Below are 25,931 nucleotides of genomic sequence, written 5' to 3'. Positions count from 1 at the left end.
AAAATTATACAAGAGGTGGTTCTCTGAATGCAATAACATCTAAGACATTAAGTAAAAGGCTTTTAATGAGGTGTGAATTGTTTCGAGCAAGTATCAAAGTGAAATTTTTTGGTTCTGATTAAAATGCTTCACCGACCGTTAGATACCATGAATAGCTTACATCGCCGGGGAGTCGTCGGCGCCATTTCCAGCCGATATCAAAGCGAATAGCTCCAATTGGTGTTTTATAGCGCAATCCAAACCCTGATGCAGGAAACCATGTATCATTTAAGCCAAGAAATCCTGTCTGACTCAGTACGCCAATATCTTGAAATAATACTCCGCCGAGTGATTTAATAAGCGGAAAGCGAATTTCTAGGTTGCCATTAACCATGGTACTGCCGCCTTGAATCGTAAATTCACGTGTGAGATTTGGATTGTAGGGCAATTCATCATCACTTTTTATGGTGAATTCGTTAACAACATTACCTGCAGCATCCTTTTCTGTAACACCAATAGGGGGAAGCGCATCTTTTTCGTAACCACGTACTGAATATGGTCCTCCAAGATAGAATCGTTCGATGGGCATTATTTGATCAAACGATCGTCTAAAAATATGTCCAAGCCTAATGCGGCTGGCAAGAATAAACTTGTTTTTCCATAGTGGATGAAAAAATGATTGTTCAAATACAAAACGAGCAAAAATAGATCCTCGATTTTCAGGAATCATTGTTTTGAGTGCAATAAAGGTAAGCGTCCCTTTGTGAGGATCAATACGATTATCCAGTTTATCGATTAGTAAGCTTGGTTCAGCAAAGAAGAAAGGAAGTGTTGTGTCGATAAGCGACGGACTGAGGTTTAAAAAACCGCGTACTCGGCTCGTTCGCATCCATTCATTACCAAGATTAATTCCCCAGAAATAATCTTTTTTATATTCATCATTAATACCCATCAAAAAACCATTTTGAATTGCTTCATAGGCTGAGCTGCTTGATCCAATACGAACAGGGTGTACGTATTTATTTGCATATCCTTTAAATTTTCCCGTGAAGGGAAGTCCAAAAAATGAAGGCTGTTGATAATCGGCGTCAAATTTCTGCTCAAAGCGGGTCCAGTCAAAATCGAGCGAAAGTTTGTCAGCGTGATTTGTCGGGTTTTTAACAACCAGAGAGGCTCCAAGTTTTGGTGTTGATTCGCGTCTGAATAAGAAATTTTTGCTTGTTAAGAAGTAACCAAGTCGTAATCGGATTTCTGCTGGGTCATCGTCTATTAATGAAAGATTAATCGGCTTTTTGCTGGTCTGCTTTGCAAGTTGTGTTGGTGTAATATAAACCGATTTAAAGATATCCAACCGCTTGAGTTTTCTTCTTGTTAAATCAAGCTTTTCTCGTTTCCATAGCTGTCCTTCTTTGAATTTAATTTCATGCATAATACGTTTGAAGGGCAATCGAGTATCTCCATGTAAGACTACCTTGCCAAAGCGTACTCGTTGACCAAGGTTGACTTTCCATTGCACGAAAATTTTCATTTGTTTTTGTTCAAGTGACGATGACTGAAATGTTGGTTGTACATCAACGTACCAATAGCCTTGATTCTGAAAATAGTTCATCAAATATAAGCGTTGTTCAGCAAGCCAGTTATAATTAAAAGGAATTTGCTGACTCGATGCTTGGAGATAGTATTTTTTAAAAAACTCTGAGTTTTCAAGGTGTTTAAAATTTTCAATTTCAAATCCACCCCAAAAACGTTGAATTCCTTGAGAAACAAGGATACGAATATTGTAATGACCTGATTCAGTATTTTTAAGAAACCTTGTACCGATAATTGAAAAATCCCAAAAACCTTGAGCAAAATAAAAACTTTTTAATCGTTCTATTCCCAGATCTAGATCTTCTTGATCAAATTGTTGGTTGCGCATGAGTTCAGGCCAGAAGGTTGTAGGATTTTGCGCAATAACCTCAGCACCTTCTTTGATATGGATATTTTCAATAAGCGTTGGTTTGCCTTCTTCTAAGTTAAAATGATATCCAGAATGGTCAAGTGCTCGGTAGTTAACTTTAGTTTCCCAATAACCTTTTTTGTAATAAGCGTGCATAATTTGTTCGGTAATAATATCAGGCGCAAAAAGCCAATCCGGTTCATCAGATCCGATAATTTCTTCTTTAATTTCTTGGTCTGAAAAAAATTCATTTCCACTGATTGTTAAAACTTTTCGCTTACCAAGTGTGATATGAATAATGAGCGTAACGATGCTTAATTCTGTATCTATCGTACGTGTGAATGCAATTCGGCAATTTAAGAAATTTTTTTTCTTAAGGTATGTGCGTATTTTTTCAATATGTTTAATGATACGATTTTTTGAATAATTGCGTGAAATCAATGGTTTTCGAAATTTGCGACGCAATGAATGAGGGAGTCTTTTGATGCCGTAAGTTTCTGTTGCTTGTTCGTGTTGGTCAAGATCTTTAATATCAAAATTGATATCAGAAATAGTAAAATTTTTATTTCGACTGACTTTTATGGAAGTTTTAATAGTTTTGTATTTTTTTGAATATATCAGCTCAGCATTGATTGTATGGTTAAAATATCCTTCATCATTGAGTGCTTGCTTGAGCGTTTTAATGGATTCTTCATGGAGTTGAATATCAAATATATCTCCTGGTTGTTGAGCGTATAAAGCAATATATTTTTGCTTTCCAAAAAGAACTCCATAAAAGTTTAATTTTTTAAAAATCCAGTGTGCTTTGAGTATAAAGTGAAGATGTTTGCCGTTTTGATACTCTTCTATTTTAATATCAATTGTTGAAAATCGCTTCTTATTACACAGGAATTTATAAGCCCTTCTTACATCTACTGAAGTATAATTTTTTCCAACTTGTAAATCGGTCAAGTGTAAGAATTCATCGTTACTGAACGGTATATCGGCTTGAAATGTAAGTTTACTTAAAAAGAAGGATTGATTTTTAAGCGTTTTAATCGTTTGTGTGAAATTTCCATGACATTCATTTGTTGCGTATGCGTTTGTAAAAATCAAAGAAAGAATAAACAGGACTCGATAAATAATCTGCACAATCAATAGCCTTTAGATAACAACTTTACTCTTTTATATTTATTGAGTACTATTTTAAAGCATTTTTGGCCCCATCGTCTAACGGTTAGGACGCTGCCCTCTCAAGGCAGAAATAAGGGTTCGATTCCCTTTGGGGCCGCCAGTATTTGCAATTCTTTTTTCTACTCATTTATTTTACCCAATAATTCTAAAAACCCCTCGAAAGTCTTTTTCATTAATAAAAGGCTCAACCGTTAATTCTTTAATTTGAGATTCTGGTGTGCCTTCGTATAAATAATCAATCAATGTATCGAGTTTTTCTGAAGGGCCGCATGCATAAATAAGAACGCTTCCATTGTCCGTATTTTGTATGGTTCCCTCAATGCTCAGAGCTTGTGCTTTTTTTTGAGCAAAAGCTCGATAGGAAACGTTTTGCACTTTTCCCGAGACGGTAATTCTGACACAGCGCTTCATACCTACATCTCCTTTTGACGTCGTTTGTAAGCAACCAAGAATCTATTTATGAATGTCAAAAATCTTCACTTTATAGCTCTTCTTTCTGCTGCCAATTGATTGCACAACGTTTAGCTTAAGAAGTGATGGGTTGATGTGCAATAAAATTGTCATACAGTTTCTTGTGGCTGCCGATCATTGTGTTATTTTTGAACGAGTCTAACGTATCACTATTGTTATACATACTTTCATAAAGCTCTTGTGAGCATATAAGTTGACTAAACTTTTCTGCAAGTTTTTTCCAGTCTCCGGGCTGGATGAGAAAACCATTGTAACCATTTTTAATAACTTCGCGAATACCGCCTACATCATAAGCGACAACAGGAAGCTTGCATAGACGAGCTTCGATGATAGCGCATGGAAGCCCTTCCCAGAGAGAACTGAGTGTAAAAATATTCCAAGTGCGCATCCAGTCGGCAACATTGTTTTGCCATCCAAGTAAATCGATGTGTGTTTGGAGCTTGTGATGAATAATCCATGTTTCAAGTTCATTACGTAAGACTCCGTCACCGATAATTTGAAGACGAAGTCGTTTTTGTATGGAGACGGGCGTTTCTTGATAGAGATAGTGAAATGCTTTAAGAAGATCAAATAAATTTTTTTGTGGTTTAAAGCATGAAACCGTACCAATAATAATATCTTGTTGATTGTTGGTAATATTTACTTGTGCTGGATAAAAATTTTCATCTTGAACGGCAGCTCGAATAACAGAACTTTTTTGAAAAAATTTTGGGAAAAGGCGAATACCTGTATCTCTATCTTGTTCTGATACACATACAAAATGAGTTGTAATAAAACTTGTAAGATATTCAAGAAGATAAACAGCAAGCCATGCTAGGCGTGACTGATGGTCATGAAATCCATATCCATGAACGGTGTGAATGCGTATAGGCACACGTGCAAAGTACGCTGCCCAACGACCCATTATGCCAGCTTTAGTGCTATGAGTATGAACAATAAGATTTGGATAATCCCTATTTAATTTTTTTAGAATTTTAATGATCGAAAAAAATGCTTTGAATTCTTGATATATTTTTTTAATTCCGCTTCCAACTTCTCGTTGTAATTCTTTAATTAAGAAGACCGATTTGAATTGTTTTACTTGATCAACTAAGGCCCCATCGGAGCCTGAAATGAGTGAGCAGGATGAAGGATCTTCTTGGTGTAATCCATTAAGAAGTGCAAGACAGACTTTTTGAGCGCCACCCAATTCTAGTTTGGTAACTAGATAGACGATGTGAGCCTTCTTCATATTCACCTTCCTTTTTTGTGTTTATCATGTAATTAAAAAAAGCCCAATAATAAGTGCGTAAATCAATGATGCCTCAAGGAATGCACAAGTAAGAAGTGTTACTTTAACCATTGTTTGATAAAGTGCAGGATTCTCAGCTACTTGAATAATACTTTTTGAAGTAATGTATCCAATTCCAATGCCTGGTCCAATAGAGGCAATTCCCATTAAAAGTGCAGCAATAACAAAAGGAATTACTATTCCGGAGATACTGCTTTCAGGAATTAATGGCATTGGTGTGTAAATCAGCAAAAAACTGAATAAAAGACAGAACGCTATCGGTGTTTCAATCATTGCTTGACTGAGAAGTGTGAAGGGAAAGAGTCGTGGATAAGCTTCTTTAAATCGTCCCAGCGTGAAGCAGCTTGAAGATGCAAGCATAGATTGCCCAATTGATGGACCAACACAACCAAGGGCCATTGAAGCTCCAATAGCAAGAAACTTAATGCTCGCTGCAAGGTCAATTGCCTCTGAGACATTAAGACGGATAATTAAACTCACGATAAAGGCAAACATAACAGGGGCTTCAATAATCGACTGAGTAATCAGCATGAGGGTGGTAATTTTTTGAGAAAAATGAGGTTCTCGTGCAATTGCTCGTGTTGCAGATCTTACAACAAAGCTTGATGCCAAACCAATGGTAGCAGCTGAAATTCCTACCGCAAGTGCTGCCGAAAGCTCTGTTAATGCTAAAGGCCATGTTATTACATCGTATGATCCAATGAGTAAAATAATGGTCATTACCAATGCAATAATTGCGCCACTTTCAATGAGTGCAAGACCAATAAGCATTGCACGAAAGCAGGGGCTGTGAGCAAGTGGCTGGCGCATCATTTCTTGTATGGTACCAAATCCCGCAATTCCAAGACCTATGCCTGCCCCAAGAACAGCTAAGCCAATAGAAAGACATGCGGAAAAATAGTGAAGAAAATTTGGGTCGATCATGCCGGCTCCCGGTGAAATTTATTGCTATCGTGCTTTTCGTCCCCGCCGTGTCCAGACATGGCTAAGTAGGTTGAAGTAAGCATGGTGAGAACAAATGCTTGAATAAGGCCTTCAAATATTCCAAAGAATATCTCTAAAAATGATAATGCAAAAACAACTGCAAGCATTGATGTTGTAATGATTTTAAGAGCTTTAAATTTGTTAGCAATACCGAGTATTCGTAAGCCCCAGACAAAAATGATAGTAGCGATAGAAAATGGCATAAAATAGAGTTTGTACATTGATACAAACTGTACAACCATAATAAAAATAAGACTTCCACCCAAAATATTTCCAAAAAGCCTGAAGGTCATTGAAGCAATTTTTGCGAATTCTCCAATGATATGCATGGGAGCAAAGACAATATTAGGTGTTGCAAATTCTTTAAAATAACCAAGAATACCATTTTCTTTGATGCGGCAATATTGCACAAAGGTAAAGCTTACTAATGCTATCGCAAATGTTGTATTGAGATCTTTAGTTGCTTCGTCCATAAAGGGCAAAACTCCAACCATACAGTTAAAAAGGGTGAAAAAAAGGAGCGAGTTGATGAATACAAAATAAGGGTACTTAAAGTCTTTAAACGATTCTTTGTTGAGTCCAACCAGAATAGTTCCAAGTTTTTCGTAAGCGGCATACCAGAGCGTTCCATCTTTTTTAATAGCCCATCGGCCTAAAAGGGCAAGACCAAAAAGACAGATCATTCCTACCCAGGTGTAAACGAGGGTATCAATGTGGATAGTCCAGAATCGGCTTGTTATTCCAAGCCACGATAAGGGTTGAAGCTCATGATATTCAAAAATTGATACATTCATTGATTGAGCCTTTGTTTAAAATAAATTACCCCTAAAAAACTGCTGAGAAATAGAGGCAAAAAAATTGTCGGAGATACCTTAAACAGATATACCAGGCTAAAAAGTGTTATAGCAAGTAAAGCATATCGAAAAAGAAAGAGAAAGATGGAAGAGGCAATAGCTTTTCTTGCAGGGGTTCTTGAGGTGTCATGTACCATTAACTGATGGGCTTTTTCAAAAAGGTAGGCGTATCCAAGGCCACATATGAGCCCTGCGGTAATAGAGACGGAAATAGTGTAGAACATAAGCAATTGCTGAGCCCGTGTAATTGTTGCGTATCTTGATTTATTGGTTCTGAAGCAAAAGCTTAATATTCATTCTCAAAAACAGCAAGATTTCTTGAATTTGATCTTTTGAGATATTAAAAAAAGCTTGTTAATTCTCATACTCTTGAATTTATTTTCGAATTAATTGATTTTCTATTATAAATAAAACTAACATTAATATATATGAAATTGATATGAGTTACTATGAGTTTGATTTTTATAAATAGAAAATAACTATTTCGGGGTAATTTCAATGAAGGGGGAGTTTATGAAGATGAAAAGTATCGGTTGGATGTTCTTCTTTGCATCACTTGCAAGTGTTGCGATTGTTTGTGCGGCAACCAAAATTCCTGTTCCTCAGACTGGTGGAACATATAATGTTGGACAGTTGTTTAACTTGATTAATACTAACAATCCTGCAAAGACATCACGTTTTCTTATTTTGACAACAAAGGGTTCGCAAGGAATTGATTTGAGTGCGTATAACGGTCAATCTGTTGTGTTAAATCAAGATCCTGCACGCATTGCTCAGCTTGTCGCTGGAGGTGTTTTAACCAGTGCAACCATGGCAAAGTATCAAGCAATCATGCTTTACTTTACCCTTCCAACTGCACCAGCACCATTTAATACCTATAAGTATTATCTTAATGACCCAAATCCTGGAAAGAGGGTAAGGGCCGGTAAAGTTATTCGTGATCCAGCAGCAAGCATTATTGCTAAGTGGAACATTTAATACCTAAATAAGTGCTTAAAATTTTGAGGCCAAGGTAATCACCTTGGCCTCTTTGTTGGCTTTCTACAAGCTCGTTTATTGAGCATTTAAATCGATAATTGTTTTGAGAACAGTATCTGGATTCAGTGAAATCGAAGCGATTCCAAGTTTGACCAAAAATTGAGCAACTTCAGGGTAATCCGATGGAGCTTGACCACAAATACCAATTTTCTTATTGCCTGCTTTGGCCCCAATAATTGCCATTTCAAGCATCTTTTTAACGGCAGGATCTCGTTCATCAAAAACCGGTGCAACCAGTTCAGAATCACGATCTACCGCCAATGTAAGTTGCGTTAAATCGTTTGATCCAATAGAAAAGCCATCAAAAATTTTGCAGAACTCATCGATAAGTAAAACGTTTGATGGAATTTCACACATCATGTAAATTTCAAGACCATTCACTCCTTGTTCTAGGCCGTGAGATTTCATCACCTCAATAACTTTTTTTGCTTCGGTAACGGTACGCACAAAGGGGATCATGAGAACTGTGTTTATAAGGCCCATCTCATCACGTATCTTCTTCATTGCTGCACACTCGAGTGCAAATGCTTCCATGTAGCGATGGTGATAGTAGCGAGAAGCACCACGAAATCCAATCATAGGGTTTTCTTCGTGAGGTTCAAAATATTTTCCAGCAATAAGCTGTTGATACTCATTACTCTTGAAGTCAGACATCCGGATAATGACTGGTTTTGGATAAAAAGCTGCAGCAATTGTTCCGGCCTCTTGGGCAAGTTTATCAATAAAATATTGTTTTTTATCGCTGTATTCGATCGTAATTCGCTCAATTAGATCGCGTGTTTGAGTGTCTTCAACTTTTTCAAAATGAATCAGCGCCATTGGATGAATTTGGATTGCATTATTGATGATAAATTCAAGACGTGCAAGCCCAACACCATCAACGGGTAGTTTTGCAATATTAAAAACTTCATCAGGATTTGCAACGTTAATCATAATATCGACTGGTGGTTTCTGAAGATTACTCAATTCCATTTTTTTAATCTGAAATGGAACTTTTCCTTCATAGACAACACCAACTTCGCCACTACTGCAGTCCAGCGTCACCATTTGTCCTGTCTCTACTTTACTTGTACCATTGCAGCTTCCAACAATAGCAGGGATTCCCAGTTCGCGGCTAATAATTGCAGCATGGCAGGTTCTTCCTCCACGGTTGGTAACAATACCACTAGCTATTTTCATGATCGGTTCCCAGTCGGGATCAGTCATATCGGTGATAAGAATTTCGCCCGGCATTACTTCATGCATTTGTTTTGCAAATTCAACAACACGTGCAACGCCGCTTACAATTTTACGTCCAACACTTTTTCCAATAACCAGTGTTTTTGCTTGCGTAGCTTTTTGCTTATCGAGCAAGTATTCTTCTAAAAATGTTTGCTGTTGTTGTTGTGAATGAACAGTTTCTGGGCGTGCTTGTACGATATACAGCTTTCCATCAAGGCCATCTTTTGCCCATTCGATATCCATTGGCATCCAGTGACCTTTAAGATCTGAATAATATTCTTCAATTTTCAAGGCCATAGCTGCAAGCTCAAGTGCCTCTTGGTTGGTGATAGAAAACATCATGCGATCATGAAGCGGAACTTCATAGTTAACGGTAGAACCGGACGTATCATCGCTGTACACCATTTTAAGCTGCTTAGTTCCTAATCGTTTTTTGAGCAAGGGCGAGAACCCTTTTTTTAGGGTTGATTTATGGATATAAAATTCATCAGGATTAACGGTTCCTTGAACGATGTTTTCACCAAGGCCGTATGAAGAAGTAATGTAAATCACATCTCTAAAGCCGCTTTCTGTATCAAGCGTAAAAATAACGCCTGAGCACGCAAGGTCGGAGCGGATCATTTTTTGTACACCAACTGAAAGTGCAACGCTCATATGATCAAAACCATGATCAATGCGGTATGAAATTGCACGGTTGGTAAAAAGTGAAGCAAATGCGTAGGTAATGCGATTGAGTAACTCTTGCTCGCCTCGAATGTTTAAATAAGTCTCTTGTTGTCCTGCAAATGAGGCATCTGGTAAATCTTCTGCTGTTGCAGACGATCGTACGGCAACATCGCATAAATTACCATACCGTTTTTCAAGATTTGAATACGCAATTTTAATTTCAGCAGCAAGATCCTCAGGTAGTGGTGCAGTGCGGATGAGTGAGCGAATTTGATGCCCAATCGTTGCAAAGTCTTTAAGGTTATCTTTGTTCAGTTTGCTTAGAAGCTGTGTAATTGGTTCAACAAGATTGTTTGCCTCAAGGTGATAATGATATGCTTGAGCTGTAACGGCAAAACCGGTTGGAATAGTAATTCCTTTGGCCGAAAGATTTTGAATCATCTCACCAAGTGATGCGTTTTTTCCACCAACAAGAGCAATATCGTTAATGCCAACTTCTTCAAATATTTTTATAAATTTCATAATTTTTTCCATTTTTAAATATTTGTTTTTAATTTTGCCCAGTATAAAAGGGTTCTTTAATAAGATCGAGAGATGAAGACAAATGATTCTTTTTGTCGCTAAACTATTATTTTAATCATAAGAAAAAGAGGAGTTTATATGGATAATTATACACATAAAAAACAGCTTTTTGTTGTATACGATGGTATTGAAAATTCTGTTTTTCAAAGTCAGGTGCTTCAACCGCTCATTAAAGAGCTTGAACTATCACCAACGCTTGAGATAACACTTATTTCATTTGAAAGTAAAAAACTCAAGAATAGTAAGTTACTTAAATTAATTCCTGCCCATGATCGCTTAAATATAATTTTGTGTCGCAAAATATCATTTATTGGAAAAGTAAGTCTATGGTTTGCAGCGTATCAACTCATGCGCATTCTTAAACAGATTGATTTTACGCAAATAACAGCACGAGGACCGCTTGCAGCATATGTGCTTCTGACAGCTCTTTCGTGGGCACATGTTTCCAGCGAAAGTCATCTTGGTTTGTCAATTATTGTGCAGGCTCGAGGTTTGTGTGCACAGGAGTATCGTTACACCTATCAACATGAAAAACCTCATTTTTGGCGAACATGGTGGCGGCACTTTGTTTATAATCGCTTGCAAGCAATTGAGTGTTATGTGTACGGCGGTAAACAAAAAGATTTGAGTAAAGACTTGGTTATTGAAAGCGTGAGTCCAGCACTTAAAGATTATTTGATGACAACATTCAATGCCGATCCTATGAGTATCGTTATTGCAGTCAAGGATATTCCTGAGCGATGCACTGTTGAACAAGTAAGTAGTTGGCGACAAGATGTCCGTCAAGAGCTTAAAATACCGGTAGACTCACTTGTGTATTGCTATAGTGGTTCCTGGCGACCATGGCAGTGTGCCGATAAAACAATAGAATATTTTATTGGCGTAGCAGCACAATCTCAGCAAGCGCATTTGTTGATTCTAACGAATGATCGTGAAAAATTTATAAAAGAATTGAAAGCTTATAGGATTAATCCACAGCAATATACTATTTTTTCAGCGCCACCAGTACAACTTTTGCGCTACTTAGCAGCTGCAGATTTTGGCATGCTTTTTCGCGAACAAGACATTATTAACTGGGTTTCTCGTCCAACAAAAATGCTTGAGTATCAATCGGTTGGTTTACAGATTATTCATAATAATACCGTGGGTATGCTGGCAGCAAAAAAATAAGAATAAAATGATTAACCAAGCTTTGTTATCAATATATTTTTATTTTCATAAAAAAAGTTTACAGCTGCAATCATATCGGACTCTCGTTCTTCAAAAAATTTTACGCCCGATTCAATTTCTGACTGATTTTCAGAAAAAAGCGATACAATGTTACTAAAACTTCTTGATGTTGAATCTGGAATAATTGCATGATTTAGATCATTGTTTTTTGATGTGATTTGAAGAAGTTCTTCTGGTGTATTGCTCTTTTGAATGAGAGATCTAAGTTTTATTTCATTTTGTTTAAAAAAATCGAGTGCTGATTCAATTTTTTCTTTATCTTGAGCAAAGTACTCAACTGCGCGCTGAATGGTATTTCTGTTCTCTAGGTAAAATGAAGCAAGATCTGTAAAGCCTTTGGTTGGAAATTGAGATTCTGATTTTTTATTTACTTGAAGAGATGAGCTTTTTTGTCCAACCAAAGCATGTAAAGTATCTTTATGTGTCATATAAAATTCAACTATGTTGATAATGTGAATTCTATTTTCAAGAAAATGAGTTATTTGCTCTTCAACGCTATTTTCGTTTCCAGTAAGGAACTGAATAATTTCTCCTCCAAACCAAGAAAAAATATCTCTTTTTTGTAGGTCTTGAGTCTCGACTGGGTTTGCTAATAAACAAGATTGTAAAAGAAATAATCCTGCACAATGCAAGTAAATTTTCATAAAAAGTCCTTTTCTTATGATTTGTATGAGCATGAATGCAGGATATCTTAATGGATAACTGAAACGCAAATATCTATTATTTATCTTTGAAAGATATAATTAAATTCCAGAGTTGAAGGAAATCATCAAAAGAAAATTCTTGAGCACGTTTTTTCAAAATATTTTCAGGGAATTCTGCCAAATTATAATGGGTTGTTCGTAAGTTATTACGCAGCGTTTGACGTGGAGAACGGAAGCACAATTTTAAAAATTTCCAAAAGCCATCTTCTTGAGGGATAGGTTTTACATCAAGCTTTGGTCTGAAGTATAAAAGACGAGAAAATACTTTGGGTGGTGGAGCAAATGCGCCCGGTTCAACTTTTTCCATGAGCTCAAGTTCAAAATGATATTGTAAAAAAAGTGACGTTGAAGAGTAGCCTTTTCCGTGCGAAGCGACAATTTTCCGAGCAACTTCTTCTTGAATCATAATGACGCCTTCTTGGAAAAGATGCTTATTTTTTTGAATCAAAAAAATGATAGGAAAGGTAATTTGATACGGCAAGTTAGCAAGCATGATCAATGGTGCTTTATCCGTAAGCGTCTGAAAATCAACTTCCAAGATATTTTGAAGTTGAAGATTGAGTCGCAGGTCTCTTACTTTGTTTTTTACATAGGTAGCCCAGTCCGGGTCGATTTCAAAAACTAAAAGTTCTTTGCATTCTGTTTGTTTAAGGATAGCTGAGGTCAAAAAGCCATCACCACAGCCAATTTCTACAACTGTAGAGCTTGCCGGTGTAATGGTAACCTTCTCAATCATATGATCAACAACAGAGCTTTTACGTAGGAAGTGCTGACCAAAAGCTTTTTTTCGGACAGGATACCCTGGTTCTGGAGGTGGAGCTTTTGGGAGGTATTTTGCTTTTGCTCGAGCTATTGCTTTGAGAGATTTAGGTTTGTTTTTTGGTTTTGCCTTGTGCATGGACTTTTAAGACTTCCTGTGAGCTGAAAACGTTTTTACTATACTCGTTTCTTACTTTACCATGCCTGGGGGGCGTTTGCAAAAAGAAGAAATAGCCCTAAACTCGATTCCCTATAGTATTTATAGGGATAAATAATAGATTTACAGCGGTTTACAATAAAACTCGGGTTGGGGTAGAGATGAAAAAGATTATATTTATGGTTGGCGTTTTGATTCTTGGGATTTCTGGGCTTAATGCGCTCGATACCAATAATCAAGAGCAATTTACTGATTCTGATGAGCGCTATTCTTTTGGTACTTTTGGTGATGCATGTGTGACGACCAAAGATATCGGAAAACATGCAACGCTTGTGGGTTGGAATTTGGTAAAAATACCATTTATTCCTCTTAAACACTTTATTTTGCAGATCGTCGATGTTTTTCGTTCAGCAAAAGGAACAATAAAACATTCTGTTCTCCTCGGGTACAGTTTTATTCGTTTGGGGGGCAATTTGATTGCAATACCTCTCATTCAGGGTTATGAACATCCAAAAGAGGCAGCTTTATTTGTTGCAGGTTTACTCGCTGCTGGTGGTGCGTATGAAGGGTATATTGTCGCTCAGGATCTTGATCCAGAGGTCTGGCATTCAATAATTGAATCACTTAATGTCTTTGCTTAAGCATAAGTATTTTATAAAAATTATATAAAAATTTTTCATATAAAACGGACGAAGTTTTCTCATTGGAAAACTTCGTCCGTTTTATATTCTTTTCTGTTCAGATTGAATAAGTAGGCCTTTGAGCTCTTGTTTTGAATTTGGTAGAGTTAAGAAATATGGATTCAAATAGAGGTTATTTTTACAGATTATTCCGTTTCTTACGTGGAGGTTATCATGAAGAAACAATTCATCGCTTTTGCGATTATTTTTGCACTTGGGTCTGCCCCTGAAAGAGTAGTTGCTATGGCCCCCGAATATGGCAAGGTATCAGGTCTTAAGCATGCAACGATGCAGACTCTTGGTTCATTTTACCAAGCGAGCTGCGGAGCTTTGGCTATGCCGGTTCATGGAGTTAAGGCTGTTTCAAATGTCCTTTATCTTCCAGTTACGGCAATAGAGTCTCTTTATTCACGAGCAAAAACTACCAGTTTCGTGACAGGAATTTCTCTTGGTGCATACATGATGTACTTGATATCAACATGTCCTACGCAAGGGTTTACAAGCCATGAGCACTTTCCTGTAATTATACAATTTATTCAAAGTCATTGGGGTAAAGCAGCGGTCGGTTCACTTGTGGTTGTTATGAATGCTTTGCTTGCAAACATAAAAAATAAGTTTGTTGCAGCTCCTGTTATTTTGACTGCTGTAATTGGAATTCTCTGTATGTGGTATACAGCACCAGATGGGTTCACGTCTCACCCGTTTATCCAAAGTATCTTAGCTGGTTCAATTAATTTTGCTTCAGATGCAGCAGAACAAATAGCTTTATTTTTAGAGCATTGCCCAGAGTATGCGGTAACGCTCAAGCAATTCATGTGCGAAAATTTTCAAACAAACTGTGGATCCTTAGTTATTAAAACGCCTTTAGAAGAAGCGGCGCAAAATCTTAACTGTGCAGATGTTTCTCAGCTTATCGATAAATTAAGCTGTACCAATCTTATGCAGCCATCGACATGCTCACAGGTATCTCATTTAATTCAAGACCTCAACTGTGTTGATCTTATGAAACCAGTAGTAGATTCAAGCGGTATTTTATCAAGCTTAAAATTCTGGTAATCCTAAAAAATTCAGTGAAGAATTGGCCCTGTAAGCGTTCAGCCCAGGGTCAGTTCTTGACATACTGAAAATCTTTATTCATACTTTATTCATAAGTTCTTTGAAAGATTTTGGGGGCGTACTGGTCTTGACGTGATTGGATACGTTTAAAGAGCATGCCGAGTTTTGAATGTGGCTCGTAAAAAACGTTCAGAAACATACGTGCAAACGTATATAACAATGCTGGAAACAGCATGATCCAAGCTTACGCCTAAATTAGGGTAACTTGTGATACTTGTAAGTTTGGCGTGTCTGTTAGCTAGGCTTACTCGTATAATTCAACAGAACCTTCTTGTGAGGATTTTTAGTTTTGTAGCAAGATTGTACACAAAACCGGCTCTTATCTTTTCCTGCTCTTGAGGTTGGGTAAGAGTATATTCAAGAGCTAAGCATGTAGTGCTTTAACCGTTTTCTTTTGCGGACATGGGTTCAACTCCCATCGCCTCCACCAAAAATCTTTTTCCGAAATCAACAATTTTTTTATTCGAATAAGTTATTACTAGATCTTATGGCCGATCAAACTTAATTTCTAATGGGCTTACAGGCTTTTGCTCGTTTTCTCGATCTGCAGCCATGTGTATAACTCGTTGAGGCTGTGCAAGTGTTATTCGATGTTCTCTAAATGCTTTGACTACTTCAATACGCAAACCTGAAGCAATCTCAAATTGATCTTTCACTCGACGGGCGCTAATAAATCCACGAGCCAGGAAGTAGAGTGCGTTTTCTTCAAGTCCCTCAAGGCGAACAACAATATTTGGAACGCGTAAGATCAGAGGGTTGCTTTGCAGCACAGAAGTGATGATTTTTCGTACCAGTTCAGGGTCAGCATCATGTTCTACACGAATGTATAATTCAACTCCAATTGCAAATCGCCCATGGCCCCAATTAATAATCTGTTTATTTACTAAATCTTTATTTGGAATGATAACCGATTGATTTCTTCCGGTTGTAATAATCGTTGAACGTGCAGCAATTTTACGCACTGTTCCTTCGACGTCATCAACTGAAATATAGTTACCAATTTCAATTGGTCGCTCAATAAGAACAAAAAATCCTGCAACAAAGTCGACGACCAAATCTTTGAGTGCCAAACCGATACCAATGATCAGAAAGCCGCCGACCCAACCTATAAATTGACCAAGCTTGATAGCAGTAAAGCCAAGCATAATTGCCATGCCAATAGTGGTGTAATGAAAAATGCGTGAGAATGTGTTTTGAGTTCCAGGCTCTGTGCGCAAAATATCAAAAAGTTTATTGAAAACAAATTTATGCGTGAGTGAGGAGATAAGAAATCCACCCGCAATAAAAGAAGTAAGTACTATAAATTGTACGAACCCCAGCGATGTTGAACCATCAATCTTGATTACCCATTCTTCAGCTAAAAGCTTCCAGATATCAGCAGGTCCATAATTGTATCCCCACAAGCGTGATACAAGTAAAAATGCTACAAATAAAAGTACTATAAACGTGAAAATAACAAAAAAACCATAGTAGGTTTTAGCATATTCAAACTTATCACTAATCTCATCGTCTTCTTCTTTCATAAACAAAAAGACGGAGTATTTTCGGATATAGTGATGGAGTGAAAAAATTGCTAATACAAGAAGTACCGAAGAGGGAACAACAAACGATAAATACCATGCAAGGTTTGAATAACCAATATAAGGGTTTGAAAGAATTAATAAAGCGATAACAAAAAAGAAAACCGGATAGTAGTGTCGATCAATTGAGCGTTTAAGCCACATTAAAATAGGGTGTTTAACCGGGATGAGGGTTAAAGCATATTCTTTGCTGACAAAAAGAGCCAAAATAATAATTAAAATGAGCGAATAAGCCGCAAGAATAACGACCGCAAATTGTGATGGTGCTTGCGCATAAGAAATCAGAGCAAGTCGAAGTGGAATTAAAATTGCGGTTGAATAGAAGAACATGGTCAATAGTGAGATGAGTCGATCCTGTAACTTTTCTGCAAAAAAGAGATAGCTCAATTTTTTATTAAGATCTTTCAGTGCAGAGAGGAGCTGATGAGAAAGATAGACTAAAATTGGAATCGAGAAGATAAAGAATGCTGATAAATAAAAAGGAGCAGCAAATCTTTTGAGCCCAGCAAAAATATAAGAGAATTTAAAAAGTATGTGGAGGTAAAGAAAAAACCAAGTAAATAAAAGAATAAAATGTTCAAGAGCAAAATTAATGCATGCCAAGATGATGTTATTATAAAAGAATGCTCGTTCTGAAGGGTGAGTTCTTGTTAATTGATTACGTGTTCGTTGACCAGATTTTTTCAGTAAAAAGCGACTTCCAACAAATGCTCCTAAGAAGAATATGATAAAAAAGAAAAAAAGTGATGTATCATAGATAACCCAGTCTTTCACAAGATGAACAACCGTTATTGGTGAAAAATAGCGAGGCGTCTCCCAAAACATTCGTCTAAAAAGCGTATCAGCTTCGTTAATTGCGCTTGTAAATTCATTAAACGTAATAGCCTTTGAAGATCGCTTCCAAATACTCATGGTTTTAACGCGGTGTTCTAGGTCATTCAAAATAAGATCGTATTGATTAATGATTTTTTCTTGTGTGTTAATCAGGTCAGAATTAACGCCTAAGTATTGTTCTCTTAAAACAATAAGTTGATCAAGATTTTTTTTAGCCTCACGAATATTTCTTAAGGTTTCTTCAAAGATAAGTGCTTTATCTTTGAAGATAGTATTCTCTTGATCTTTGATCTTTTCTTCGCGGGCTTGCATTGACTCGGTTGAACGTGTGCTTTCAGAATACGATTCATTTCGTTTGTTATTTAAGCTCTTTAAGATGCTTACAGCAAACTCTTTTTGTGTTTTAAAGTTGGTTAAGAGCTGGATAAGGTCGGTTTTTTCAATCGGTCGACGTAGGCGATACTGAAGATCAATCATATTGAACTGTTGTTCTTTGATGCTTCTGCTCATTTCAGCAAGGGTTTTTTTTGCTTCAAAAAGCGCGAGTTCTTTTTCAATAACAGCAAATTTAGTTTCAAGCTTTTTCAGTAGAGAGGAAAGTTTCTTAGTTGAAGCATCATTTTTTTTGCCTGCAGTTTTAAGGTTGCTTACTTCTGTGCGTACTTGATCAAGTTCAATTCCTATCTTAATTTTTTCATCTTTTTTAGACTCTGTTGCAAAATCAATATCTTCTTTTATTTGAAGAGTTTTTTGAGCTTCATGGTTCCATTCGCTACGAGCAAGTTCCACATCGTCATAGTCAAGAACAAGTCGTTTTTCAATAAAACCGAGTACTGATTTAAAGTCGTTAAGGCGATAGTTGAAAAAATCGATTTCATCATCTTGTAGCTTTGCCTCTAGATTAAGTGCATCAATAGTCAATCGTGCAAATTGAGCCTGCTCTTCCAGGGTATTAATTTCTTCATGCAAGAGATCCGCATCATGAGATATTTCATTTTTTTGAATAGAAGTTGTGCCACTTTGAGCTCCGGCAATAACCTTGTCTCGCTCTCTATTTTTTACTTCGATATGCTTAAGTAATGTGACCACTTTTTCTCGTTCAGCATCACGTTGTTTTGCAAGGTGATCGCGCCTGCTTCGTGAAGCGTCAATTTTTGCAGAAAACTCGGATACTCGAATTTGTGCATCGCGAAACTCTTTCCATGAATATACAGGCTTAAGATCTTCCTTTTTTGCTTGTAGGAATTCAATGATTTCACGATCGATTTTTATATTTTTTTCAATAAACTCAGTTCCATTTTTCCAAAGTTCCTGAGTTCGGCTAATGTTTTGTTTGCGGTCGTAAAGGAGCATCAATTTCTTATTTAAATAATCAACATCGGTTGATTTTTCATCGGATGCTTTTTTAAGTAACAATTGAACATTGTTAATATCAAGTTTAACTTTGGTAATTGTTTTAGTGAGAGAAACATTTTCATTTTCAGCTCGTTTTTTGAAAGCCGTAAGCTGTTTTTCAAGTTCCTCAATTCGTTTTTTTCGCTGTTCAATTGCGCTAAAAAAAGTAAGAGCAACAGCTTTGTCTACTTCAGCAAATGGAAGAAGGCAGTGACCTGGCAAATAAACAAGGAGTGTCATTGCAACTATAATAACTTTGAGCGTGGATAATCGACGCATGTCAACCCCTATAATCTTAAGCTTTTTTCTATTAATCATCGTAGTATATCCATCGTTTTGAATGATGCAAAATTAGGATGGCTTTTTATGCAATCTGCTATCCATAGATGCGCATCTTGAATGCTTTTCTCATGGAGAGCATAAAGGTATTCTTTGACTGATTTTATGTTTTGAGGGTCATTAAAGTCAATAGAGCTTGTAAGGAAGTTTTCAAATAAAATTCCAAGCTGAAGAATATGATCTGCTGGATAGAAGCCAACCAGTATAAAAAAACGAATAAAACTCATGAGATAAAGTTCTTCCGGTAAAGAGGAAAAGCGATCTTTTTGACGTGCAAGCCAAAGGCATTGAGAGAGGAAGTGATAAATATCATCACACATGCTATTTGCTGGAACAAAAAAGTAGCAAAGTTCTAATAGTTGCTGTGTCCATTGAGTATCATCTGGCGATGAATAGGCAAAAAGATCGATAATTTCTAATTCTTGGGCTAGGTGAAAGGTGTTATTTTTTTCAGATAATGCAAAGTTGATAAGCATTCCTGGCCAGAACCGGCTACAAACTATAGGATTTTTAATAACCAGGGAAATTTTACCCATAGTGTTAGTTATGACGCTTATTTTTTGTTTATGAGGCAGAAAACGCCGCACAATAAAGCCTTGTTCTCTCGTGTTATCCATAAAATCCAGTACGACTTGCTATTTTGTGATATTTTTATTTCTTTTTTATTTTATCATGAGACTTTCCTGGGTGTTAGCTTTGTTTAAAAAAGATTGCAAAGATCAATTAATTCCTGAAAAAATAGAATCCTGGATTATTACCTATCATTCCAAAAAGGAGATTTTAATGAAAACCATAAGCTACCCAATAATATTGCTTTTATTAGCTAAGATTTTTGTTGTTGATTTGATTGCTTCATTTGAGCCATTTGTTTATGAGGATAATCCGAGTGAAATTGTTGAAAGCCTCCATAGTGCTTTTCAAACCACCGATTTTTCAAATTCTTTTGATACAAAAGAAGAGCGTGAAGATGTGACAGATTTTATAGCTCATAAAAAAGAGAGTGAGTCTCTGAGTACATTAGCGACAGAATTTGAGGCTGAAAAAATAGCAAAAAGTAAAATAGTTTCAAATGATTTTCAAAGTACAGGCCCAGAAATTGAAGATCGAATTTTAACTGACATTCAAAAAAAATCTCAAAAAATATTAGAAGAACGCTTAAATGAAGATAGTCGTAAACAACATATGTTAGCGATTCTGCAAGAACAAGAATATTTAAAGATGCAACAAAAAGTATGGAAGAATTTTAAGGTAAAAGCTGATGGTATTAGGCAGAAGAGGTATTCTTCGCCAGAAAAAGAACAAAAAGCAATACAGGCTCAATCATTGCTTCAGCAGTTGCAAACAGCAAAAAATGCTCTTTTTGAAAAAGATAAGCTAGCGAATGATCTTACTGATAAGCTAGCAAAAATTAATGCGCAACGAATTAATACAGCTCAACGTTTGCAGGTTCAAAGAGCAATAAGGCGAAGTTTATCTGGTGCTGTAAATCAAAAAACTCAGCAAGGTAGCGCTCAGTTCATGCAAGCACGCAATCAGGAGCAAATAAATTCTGAGCAATTTATGCGCCTTGATAAGCAATTTAATAGTGTGAATAGCCAACTTCAAGATGTCCGCAATCAAGCTCAGATTTTGAAGGGGCAGTTTCAAGAGATTCAACAAGCAATCGAGCGCCAGTTGCCTCAAGCTTCCGGTAAAGAAGAGGCTTATTAGATTAATTGTTTCAGTTTGAAATATTAAATAGCTTATGATTGATTGCTGTAGTTAGTGCAAATTTTATTAAATATTGACACGCAGTATTATTTTTTGATGAGCTGGTTATAGAAAAGGGTCATCCGTTTTGATTCTGGGGAGGATTTTTATGACCATCAAATGTACTGCGGCTATTCTTTTTATTATTACAATAAGTTTAGGTTATTGTTCGGCTTTTCATATTGATAATCTTTACTCTGGAAAGCTTGGGGCTGTTGCAGCTGAAAAGATTACACAGGCTCGACATTTTTTTTCGCCTGTAAGGCGGGCTTTTAATGCTATGCAGGAGGTTGTAACTGAGCCGCGCGCTTTGCTTACTATAATAAAAGATACTTTGCGTTATTTTGATACATACAGTGCTTCTGCAAGTTTGTATCCAACTAATGACTGGCTTTCGTGCCAAACCGTCCGGCAGACCCTTGAATTTGTGGCTGCAACTATTGAGCGAGATTTGCCCTCAGGAAATTTTAGAATTCTTGACCCTGAGTTTATTCAGGAAAATTTTAAAGCATTAAAATGGGCTGCAGATTCAAGGCAGGCATCTAAAAATAATTCTGATTTTCCGACTGATGGACGCATTAGGCTGACAAATTATGCGGTATTTTGCGTTGAAGGAAGTTCTGTTAAAACAACCAACTTCCCCTATGCTCTTTATCAATTGAGAGATCCTGGTTTGCAAAAAAAATACACCAAACATCAGGTACTTGCAGGAGCACTTGACTCAGCGGTGCGATATGGAAAGGCAAAGCCTTTAGTTTGGTTGAGTCGGGATGGAATTGAAGATGCGCTTATGCAGGGGACTATTGCTGTTCGAATGCCTAATGGAAATGTCGATGTTTTTGGACTTGACTGTGATAATGGTATTGTTTACGACAAGGCTATTAAAGATCCCAAAGATCAAAAACGTTACTGGTTTTATAGGCGTGTTGCGTGCTCAGGTGCTCCAGCCAACGAGGCCGCAAAGTTGATTGCTCAGCGTGCACAGGTTGTGTTTGCTGGAGATATTGAAAATTTAGGGATTGGAAAACTGATTGCGTTAAAGTATCCAGATCCGATCACCGGTAAAAATTCATTAAAACTTGGGGTTCTTGCAGATACTGGAAGTGCATTTTCAAATAATCTCTATCAACTTGATTTATTTGCCGGCCTTTTTACCAGCCGGCAACATTTTTCTCAGTATATGAAAACATCGCCGCAATTTGCCGATGCATTTATTTTGTATCGATAATTATTGTAGCTGCACAGCGGATATAATTTGTTTTTCAATCTCGCGAAGTTCAGCTACAACGTCTTTAAGCTCTTGTGTGTTTACGTAAGGATCTTGAAAAAGCTTGATTAAGATTAAATAAGTAATACTTCCTACACCAAGCCCGACTGTTCCAAGGCCACAGATAAAAGCAACGATTTGGTGATCTAGATTTTCGAAGGGAAAGTTCTGGAGCATCGGGAACAAATCCCACCTATTGCCGAAATCATGTATTTTATCTGTTACTGAATATGCAGTTCCAGCTCCAACAGCTGTGGCTGCTGATATCATAGCAAGCTGCTTAAGTATAGGATTTAAAGGGCTCTGAGGCTTATCAGTGCCATATTTAGTTTTTAATTTTTTGATAAGAATATGCGCATTTTCAATCTGATTCTCAAGATTTATTGCGCTGCCCTGATTTATTCCAGCAATATCTGCAGTAAGTGAAAACTGTGACATTCCTGCAAGGATAATAATCAGTATAAAATCATTGGTATGTAAATATTTCATAGGATCTTTCGTCATTAATAGTTATTTTGAGCTTGCACGTCTAGCAGATGCTCGTACAGCAGCTGAAATATGACTGTCAATCTGCCGAAGTTCAGCTATAACTTCTTTAAGGCTGTCTGTGCTTACATGAGGATCTTGAAGAAGTTTCATTAAAATAAAATAAATAATCCCACTTGCACATGGCGTTATTATCGCAAAAAAAAGGAGTTTTGCTGCTACATCAATAAATTCAACTGATCTATCAGGACTGCTGTTTATGCATGCTGCTGCACCAAGTCCTACTCCAGCTCCAATAAACACAGAAGCGGGCACCATAGCCAGATATTTAAGCATCGGATTCAATATACTTTTAGACTCATCAGTACGAACAAAATCTATATATTTATTTCCTAGTGCTTTGATGAGAGCGCGAGCTTCCTGAGTAAGTGTCTCAATATCTTCTTTCTCTCCGTGATTGATCTGATTAGTATCTGCAGTAAGCGAAAATAATGGAGTACTTGTAAGTATGATAATGAGTATGAAAATACTATTGCGTAAAATTTTCATGAAATCTTTCATGTAAGAAATATGATTCATTAATGATTTGTTTCTGATACGTTAGTAAAATGAATTGAATTTGTCAATAGAAATAATTTTCTAGGCTCTGCCGATATCAATATGCTTTCGCCACGAGCTTGTTCCTGCGAGCAAGTCTAGAGCGTATCGTTTGCCATAAGTAATCCATTGAGTTTTTTCAGGATAAAGCGTAAAAAGAGTTTCTAAAATAGTTTTTGCGACTATCATTGGTTCTGTTTTTTCTCGATTGTGGATATGGATAAAAACGCCATGGCATAACTTATCTTGATGTTTAGGCTTATCTGCTACTCCAGGAATAGAGCGAGGAGTAAAGCTGATTGCTTCAAAGAAAATCCCAGATAGTTTTTTTTGATTGAGCGTTCCTGCAAGTTGGTCTGCATCAACCCAGGGGGCACCTATTTGCAGAAAAGGGTAATTGGTACCGCGTCCTTCTGAGTAGTTAACTCCCTCAATAAAAACGGTCATTGGATATGCATAGGCATGATCAATACTCATGATGTTTGGTGAGGGTGGAATAAACACTTTTGATAAAAAATGATCTTGGGCAATGTTTTCGCATAAAAGCACCTGGAGTTGTGCATTAATTTCTTGGTTCATAATTTGGGCAAGTTTCCCAATTGTTAATCCATGCAAAAATTTCGTCTGAACTTTTCCAAGAAACGATTCATGCTCTGATTCAAGGTCTGGGCCAGCAGCTCCCCACAGTGCGAGTGGATTTGGTCGATCGAGTACTAAAACAGGAACTTTCTGCTCAGCAGCCGCTTCAAGAACAAGCTTCATTGAGCTTAAGTAGGTAAAGCAGCGTGTTCCAACTTCTTGTAAATCGATAATCAGCAGATCAAGATTTTTGAGCATATCAGGCGTTGGTTTTTTGTTATTGCCATGCAGTGAATAGTTTGGACAACCCCATTGGCTTTTATGCTCTGAGTTGATAAACGCAAACGCTTCTTGTGTTCCGAGTAAGCCATGTTCTGGAGAAAAAAGAGCAGCAAGCTGGGTTGGTTCTTTTTGCTGATCAGCCCACTCTTTTAAAATGTCTGGCAAAAATTTTAATATACCATTTTTCTGGGCAACACTGCATCTATGACATAAAAGACCAAATTTTTTTCCTGTTAAAAACGCTTCAGGTTTTGCAGCAAGTTTATCTGCGCCTGTTTGAAGTGGTTTTCTCTGGAGAGCTTCAACTAAATTATCGAGTAATGGTTTTTGAAATGATCCAATATGAATAACCGTTGCATCAGGTAGTATTGTTTGTTCGTAGGGGTGTCCAAGTGAAATTATGATCAGCTGATCTTGCAATGGTGCAAGCTTTTCAAGCCATTGTTTTTGGATTGCATTCCATGCACCCCCACCGTAAAACATGGTTTGAACTAGAATTTTTTGTGTTGATTTTTTTTTAAACTCAGCAATAAGCGATTCAAGTTCTTGAATGCTGTCTTTACTTGTTGGATCAAGAATGTGCTCATCTACTTGAATGTTTTTTGTATTGAGTTTTTGACACAAATAACTTTGTTTGTTGTCTATGAACCAGGCTTCAGCAGTACGAATTTTAGGTAATCGTAAAGAAATAAGCGCTACAGGGCCTGTGAGTTGGTGCTTAATGTCATCTGTTTGTAAGCAGCGTTTTGCAATAAATACACTGAGCTTTTTTTCGTCAAGATCAGCGAAAGACATTTTTTGAGCAAGATATTTTTCTTTAATGCGGCTAATGTGCTTAATGCCATTACCTATTTGAGTTTTGTCACAAATCAAAGAAAGATCGTTTAAAAGTTTTTGAAGCTGAATCTGAGAAGAGTTTTTTTTTATAAATTCTGGAGCATGTGCAGGCGAGAAAATAATCAGGTGATACCCAGCATTGAGCGACTCCTTAAACGCGTCTTCCAACATTCTATTTTCTCGAACTCCTTGCATACAAAAATCATCAGTGATTAACAGAGCATCAGGGTTAATTTTTTTCAGATAATCGGTAGCATTTTTGTTGAGCGTTACCGGCTGATCGCCAAATTGATTATAGATAGCATGCCCAGCCATAATCATAGGAATTCCGGCTTGTAATGCACGTTCAAACGGTTGTTTATGCTCATCAAAGAGGTCTTTATCAACCGAAATAATAGTCTGATCAAGGTGTGTATCTTTTACGCCAAGTCCAAGGCCAGGAAAGTGTTTAACGACTGGAAGTACTCCTTGACTCAGAAGACCTTGAGCAAAAGCGATCCCACACTCGGCTGTTTTTTCTGAATTTGAATCAAAGCAGCGCGTTGCAAGAATATAATTTTGCGGTGTAAAGAGGTCCAGTGATGGTGCAAAATTCACATTCACGCCAACACTGTGCAGTTGATGGCCAATGAGCATGCCGGCAAGAAAGCATGCGGGTCGGCCTGCCTGAGCAAGAGACCAAGGGCTTGGCACAGAAAAAAATCCGCCGCTTTCGTTTGGGCGTGAGACAATGCCTCCTTCCCAGTCAACGCAAATAAAAAGAGGGTGGATCTCAAGTTTACGTGCGGTATTTTGCAAAAATGTGCAGAGTTTTTTTGTCTGTGCACGGTTGCTCATGTGTGGCGCGGTAAGCATAACGCCACCAGGCTTGATTTGCTCAAGCCACTGTGCCAATTGCTTAAGATCTTGATTCTCAGGAAGGGTAATAATAAACCGTTGACCAATGTTTGAAGCACTCATTGAAGCGCTTAAGGATTGCAATATCAGAACACAAACAAGCATAAGGAGTTGCATTATTTTCTTCATAGAATACCCTTTTTTTCAATAATTATAATCGATTATTTATCTCTTAGTGTTAAAAAAATGAGCAGGAGATGTAAAGATCTCTTATCTTGAGTTAGATTCTTGATCATTTTATTGTT

At 37.1% G+C, this 25,931-nt stretch carries 19 protein-coding genes, 1 tRNA gene and 1 other RNA gene; 8 read left to right on the top strand and 13 right to left on the bottom strand.

Annotated elements, in window-relative coordinates; translation table 11 throughout:
• Positions 1–118 precede the first annotated feature (118 nt).
• On the bottom strand, positions 119–3,049 hold the full coding sequence (locus JST56_04995) for a BamA/TamA family outer membrane protein (protein MBS1988323.1): 2,931 nt from the start codon (positions 3,047–3,049) through the stop codon (positions 119–121).
• Positions 3,050–3,116: 67 nt separating this feature from the next.
• Here JST56_04995 and JST56_04990 point away from each other — a divergent pair.
• Positions 3,117–3,191 (top strand) — tRNA-Glu (locus JST56_04990).
• A 32-nt stretch (positions 3,192–3,223) separates the two neighbouring features.
• Here JST56_04990 and JST56_04985 read toward each other — a convergent pair.
• The 4 genes from JST56_04985 to JST56_04970 form a co-directional block, all read right to left on the bottom strand.
• Complete coding sequence (locus JST56_04985) at positions 3,224–3,502, bottom strand: acylphosphatase (GenBank protein ID MBS1988322.1); 279 nt, start codon at positions 3,500–3,502, stop codon at positions 3,224–3,226.
• Positions 3,503–3,617: 115 nt separating this feature from the next.
• Positions 3,618–4,793, bottom strand: a complete 1,176-nt coding sequence (locus tag JST56_04980; protein ID MBS1988321.1) for a glycosyltransferase family 4 protein — start codon at positions 4,791–4,793, stop codon at positions 3,618–3,620.
• Between the two features lie 24 nt (positions 4,794–4,817).
• Positions 4,818–5,777: a hypothetical protein gene (locus JST56_04975; GenBank protein ID MBS1988320.1), complete on the bottom strand. Its 960-nt coding sequence runs from the start codon at positions 5,775–5,777 to the stop codon at positions 4,818–4,820.
• Positions 5,774–6,631, bottom strand: a complete 858-nt coding sequence (locus JST56_04970) for a F0F1 ATP synthase subunit A (protein MBS1988319.1) — start codon at positions 6,629–6,631, stop codon at positions 5,774–5,776. Before JST56_04970 ends, JST56_04975 begins: the two co-directional genes overlap by 4 nt.
• A 573-nt stretch (positions 6,632–7,204) precedes the next feature.
• Between JST56_04970 and JST56_04965 the strand changes: the two genes are divergently transcribed.
• A complete protein-coding gene (locus tag JST56_04965; protein MBS1988318.1) occupies positions 7,205–7,669 on the top strand; it encodes a hypothetical protein in 465 nt (154 codons plus the stop codon).
• Between the two features lie 75 nt (positions 7,670–7,744).
• Here JST56_04965 and ppsA read toward each other — a convergent pair whose 3' ends face one another.
• A complete protein-coding gene (gene ppsA / locus JST56_04960) occupies positions 7,745–10,138 on the bottom strand; it encodes a phosphoenolpyruvate synthase (GenBank protein MBS1988317.1) in 2,394 nt (797 codons plus the stop codon).
• A 138-nt stretch (positions 10,139–10,276) separates the two neighbouring features.
• On the opposite strand from ppsA, the gene JST56_04955 reads away from it, so the two are divergent.
• Positions 10,277–11,368, top strand: a complete 1,092-nt coding sequence (locus tag JST56_04955) for a hypothetical protein (protein ID MBS1988316.1) — start codon at positions 10,277–10,279, stop codon at positions 11,366–11,368.
• A gap of 11 nt (positions 11,369–11,379) precedes the next feature.
• Here the strand turns inward: JST56_04955 and JST56_04950 are convergent, their stop codons facing one another.
• Both JST56_04950 and rsmA read right to left on the bottom strand, forming a co-directional pair.
• A complete protein-coding gene (locus JST56_04950; GenBank protein MBS1988315.1) occupies positions 11,380–12,072 on the bottom strand; it encodes a hypothetical protein in 693 nt (230 codons plus the stop codon).
• Between the two features lie 76 nt (positions 12,073–12,148).
• Positions 12,149–13,030, bottom strand: coding sequence for a ribosomal RNA small subunit methyltransferase A (gene rsmA, locus JST56_04945; GenBank protein MBS1988314.1), 882 nt, complete (start codon positions 13,028–13,030; stop codon positions 12,149–12,151).
• Between the two features lie 179 nt (positions 13,031–13,209).
• On the opposite strand from rsmA, the gene JST56_04940 reads away from it, so the two are divergent.
• The 3 genes from JST56_04940 (at position 13,210) to ssrA (ending at position 15,274) form a co-directional block, all read left to right on the top strand.
• Positions 13,210–13,689 carry a hypothetical protein gene (locus JST56_04940; protein MBS1988313.1) on the top strand — a complete coding sequence of 160 codons (480 nt, stop codon included), beginning with the start codon at positions 13,210–13,212 and terminating at the stop codon, positions 13,687–13,689.
• 213 nt (positions 13,690–13,902) lie between these two features.
• Positions 13,903–14,784 (top strand): hypothetical protein, encoded by an 882-nt coding sequence (locus JST56_04935; GenBank protein MBS1988312.1) that lies wholly within the window; start codon positions 13,903–13,905, stop codon positions 14,782–14,784.
• A gap of 112 nt (positions 14,785–14,896) precedes the next feature.
• Positions 14,897–15,274, top strand: a transfer-messenger RNA (tmRNA) gene (ssrA, locus tag JST56_04930).
• Between the two features lie 55 nt (positions 15,275–15,329).
• Here the strand turns inward: ssrA and JST56_04925 are convergent.
• Both JST56_04925 and JST56_04920 read right to left on the bottom strand, forming a co-directional pair.
• Positions 15,330–18,971 (bottom strand): mechanosensitive ion channel, encoded by a 3,642-nt coding sequence (locus JST56_04925; protein MBS1988311.1) that lies wholly within the window; start codon positions 18,969–18,971, stop codon positions 15,330–15,332.
• Entirely contained in the window at positions 18,968–19,609 is a 642-nt protein-coding gene (locus JST56_04920) for a hypothetical protein (GenBank protein MBS1988310.1), read from the bottom strand. The genes JST56_04925 and JST56_04920 overlap by 4 nt, the downstream gene beginning before the upstream one ends.
• Positions 19,610–19,775: 166 nt before the next feature.
• Between JST56_04920 and JST56_04915 the strand changes: the two genes are divergently transcribed.
• Both JST56_04915 and JST56_04910 read left to right on the top strand, forming a co-directional pair.
• Positions 19,776–20,702, top strand: a complete 927-nt coding sequence (locus JST56_04915) for a hypothetical protein (GenBank protein ID MBS1988309.1) — start codon at positions 19,776–19,778, stop codon at positions 20,700–20,702.
• Positions 20,703–20,850: 148 nt separating this feature from the next.
• On the top strand, positions 20,851–21,969 hold the full coding sequence (locus JST56_04910) for a hypothetical protein (GenBank protein ID MBS1988308.1): 1,119 nt from the start codon (positions 20,851–20,853) through the stop codon (positions 21,967–21,969).
• Here the strand turns inward: JST56_04910 and JST56_04905 are convergent, their stop codons facing one another.
• The 3 genes from JST56_04905 to JST56_04895 all read right to left on the bottom strand — a co-directional run bounded on the left by JST56_04905 (position 21,970) and on the right by JST56_04895 (position 25,815).
• Complete coding sequence (locus JST56_04905; protein ID MBS1988307.1) at positions 21,970–22,497, bottom strand: hypothetical protein; 528 nt, start codon at positions 22,495–22,497, stop codon at positions 21,970–21,972.
• A 21-nt stretch (positions 22,498–22,518) separates the two neighbouring features.
• Entirely contained in the window at positions 22,519–23,043 is a 525-nt protein-coding gene (locus JST56_04900) for a hypothetical protein (protein MBS1988306.1), read from the bottom strand.
• A gap of 90 nt (positions 23,044–23,133) precedes the next feature.
• A complete protein-coding gene (locus JST56_04895; GenBank protein MBS1988305.1) occupies positions 23,134–25,815 on the bottom strand; it encodes a DUF1343 domain-containing protein in 2,682 nt (893 codons plus the stop codon).
• Positions 25,816–25,931 lie beyond the last annotated feature (116 nt).

The organism is Candidatus Dependentiae bacterium (assembly GCA_018266175.1).
Lineage (GTDB): Bacteria > Babelota > Babeliae > Babelales > RVW-14 > JAFEAY01.
The sequence above is the reverse complement of the archived record's forward strand: the minus strand, read 5'-3'. Positions and strand labels throughout refer to the sequence as shown.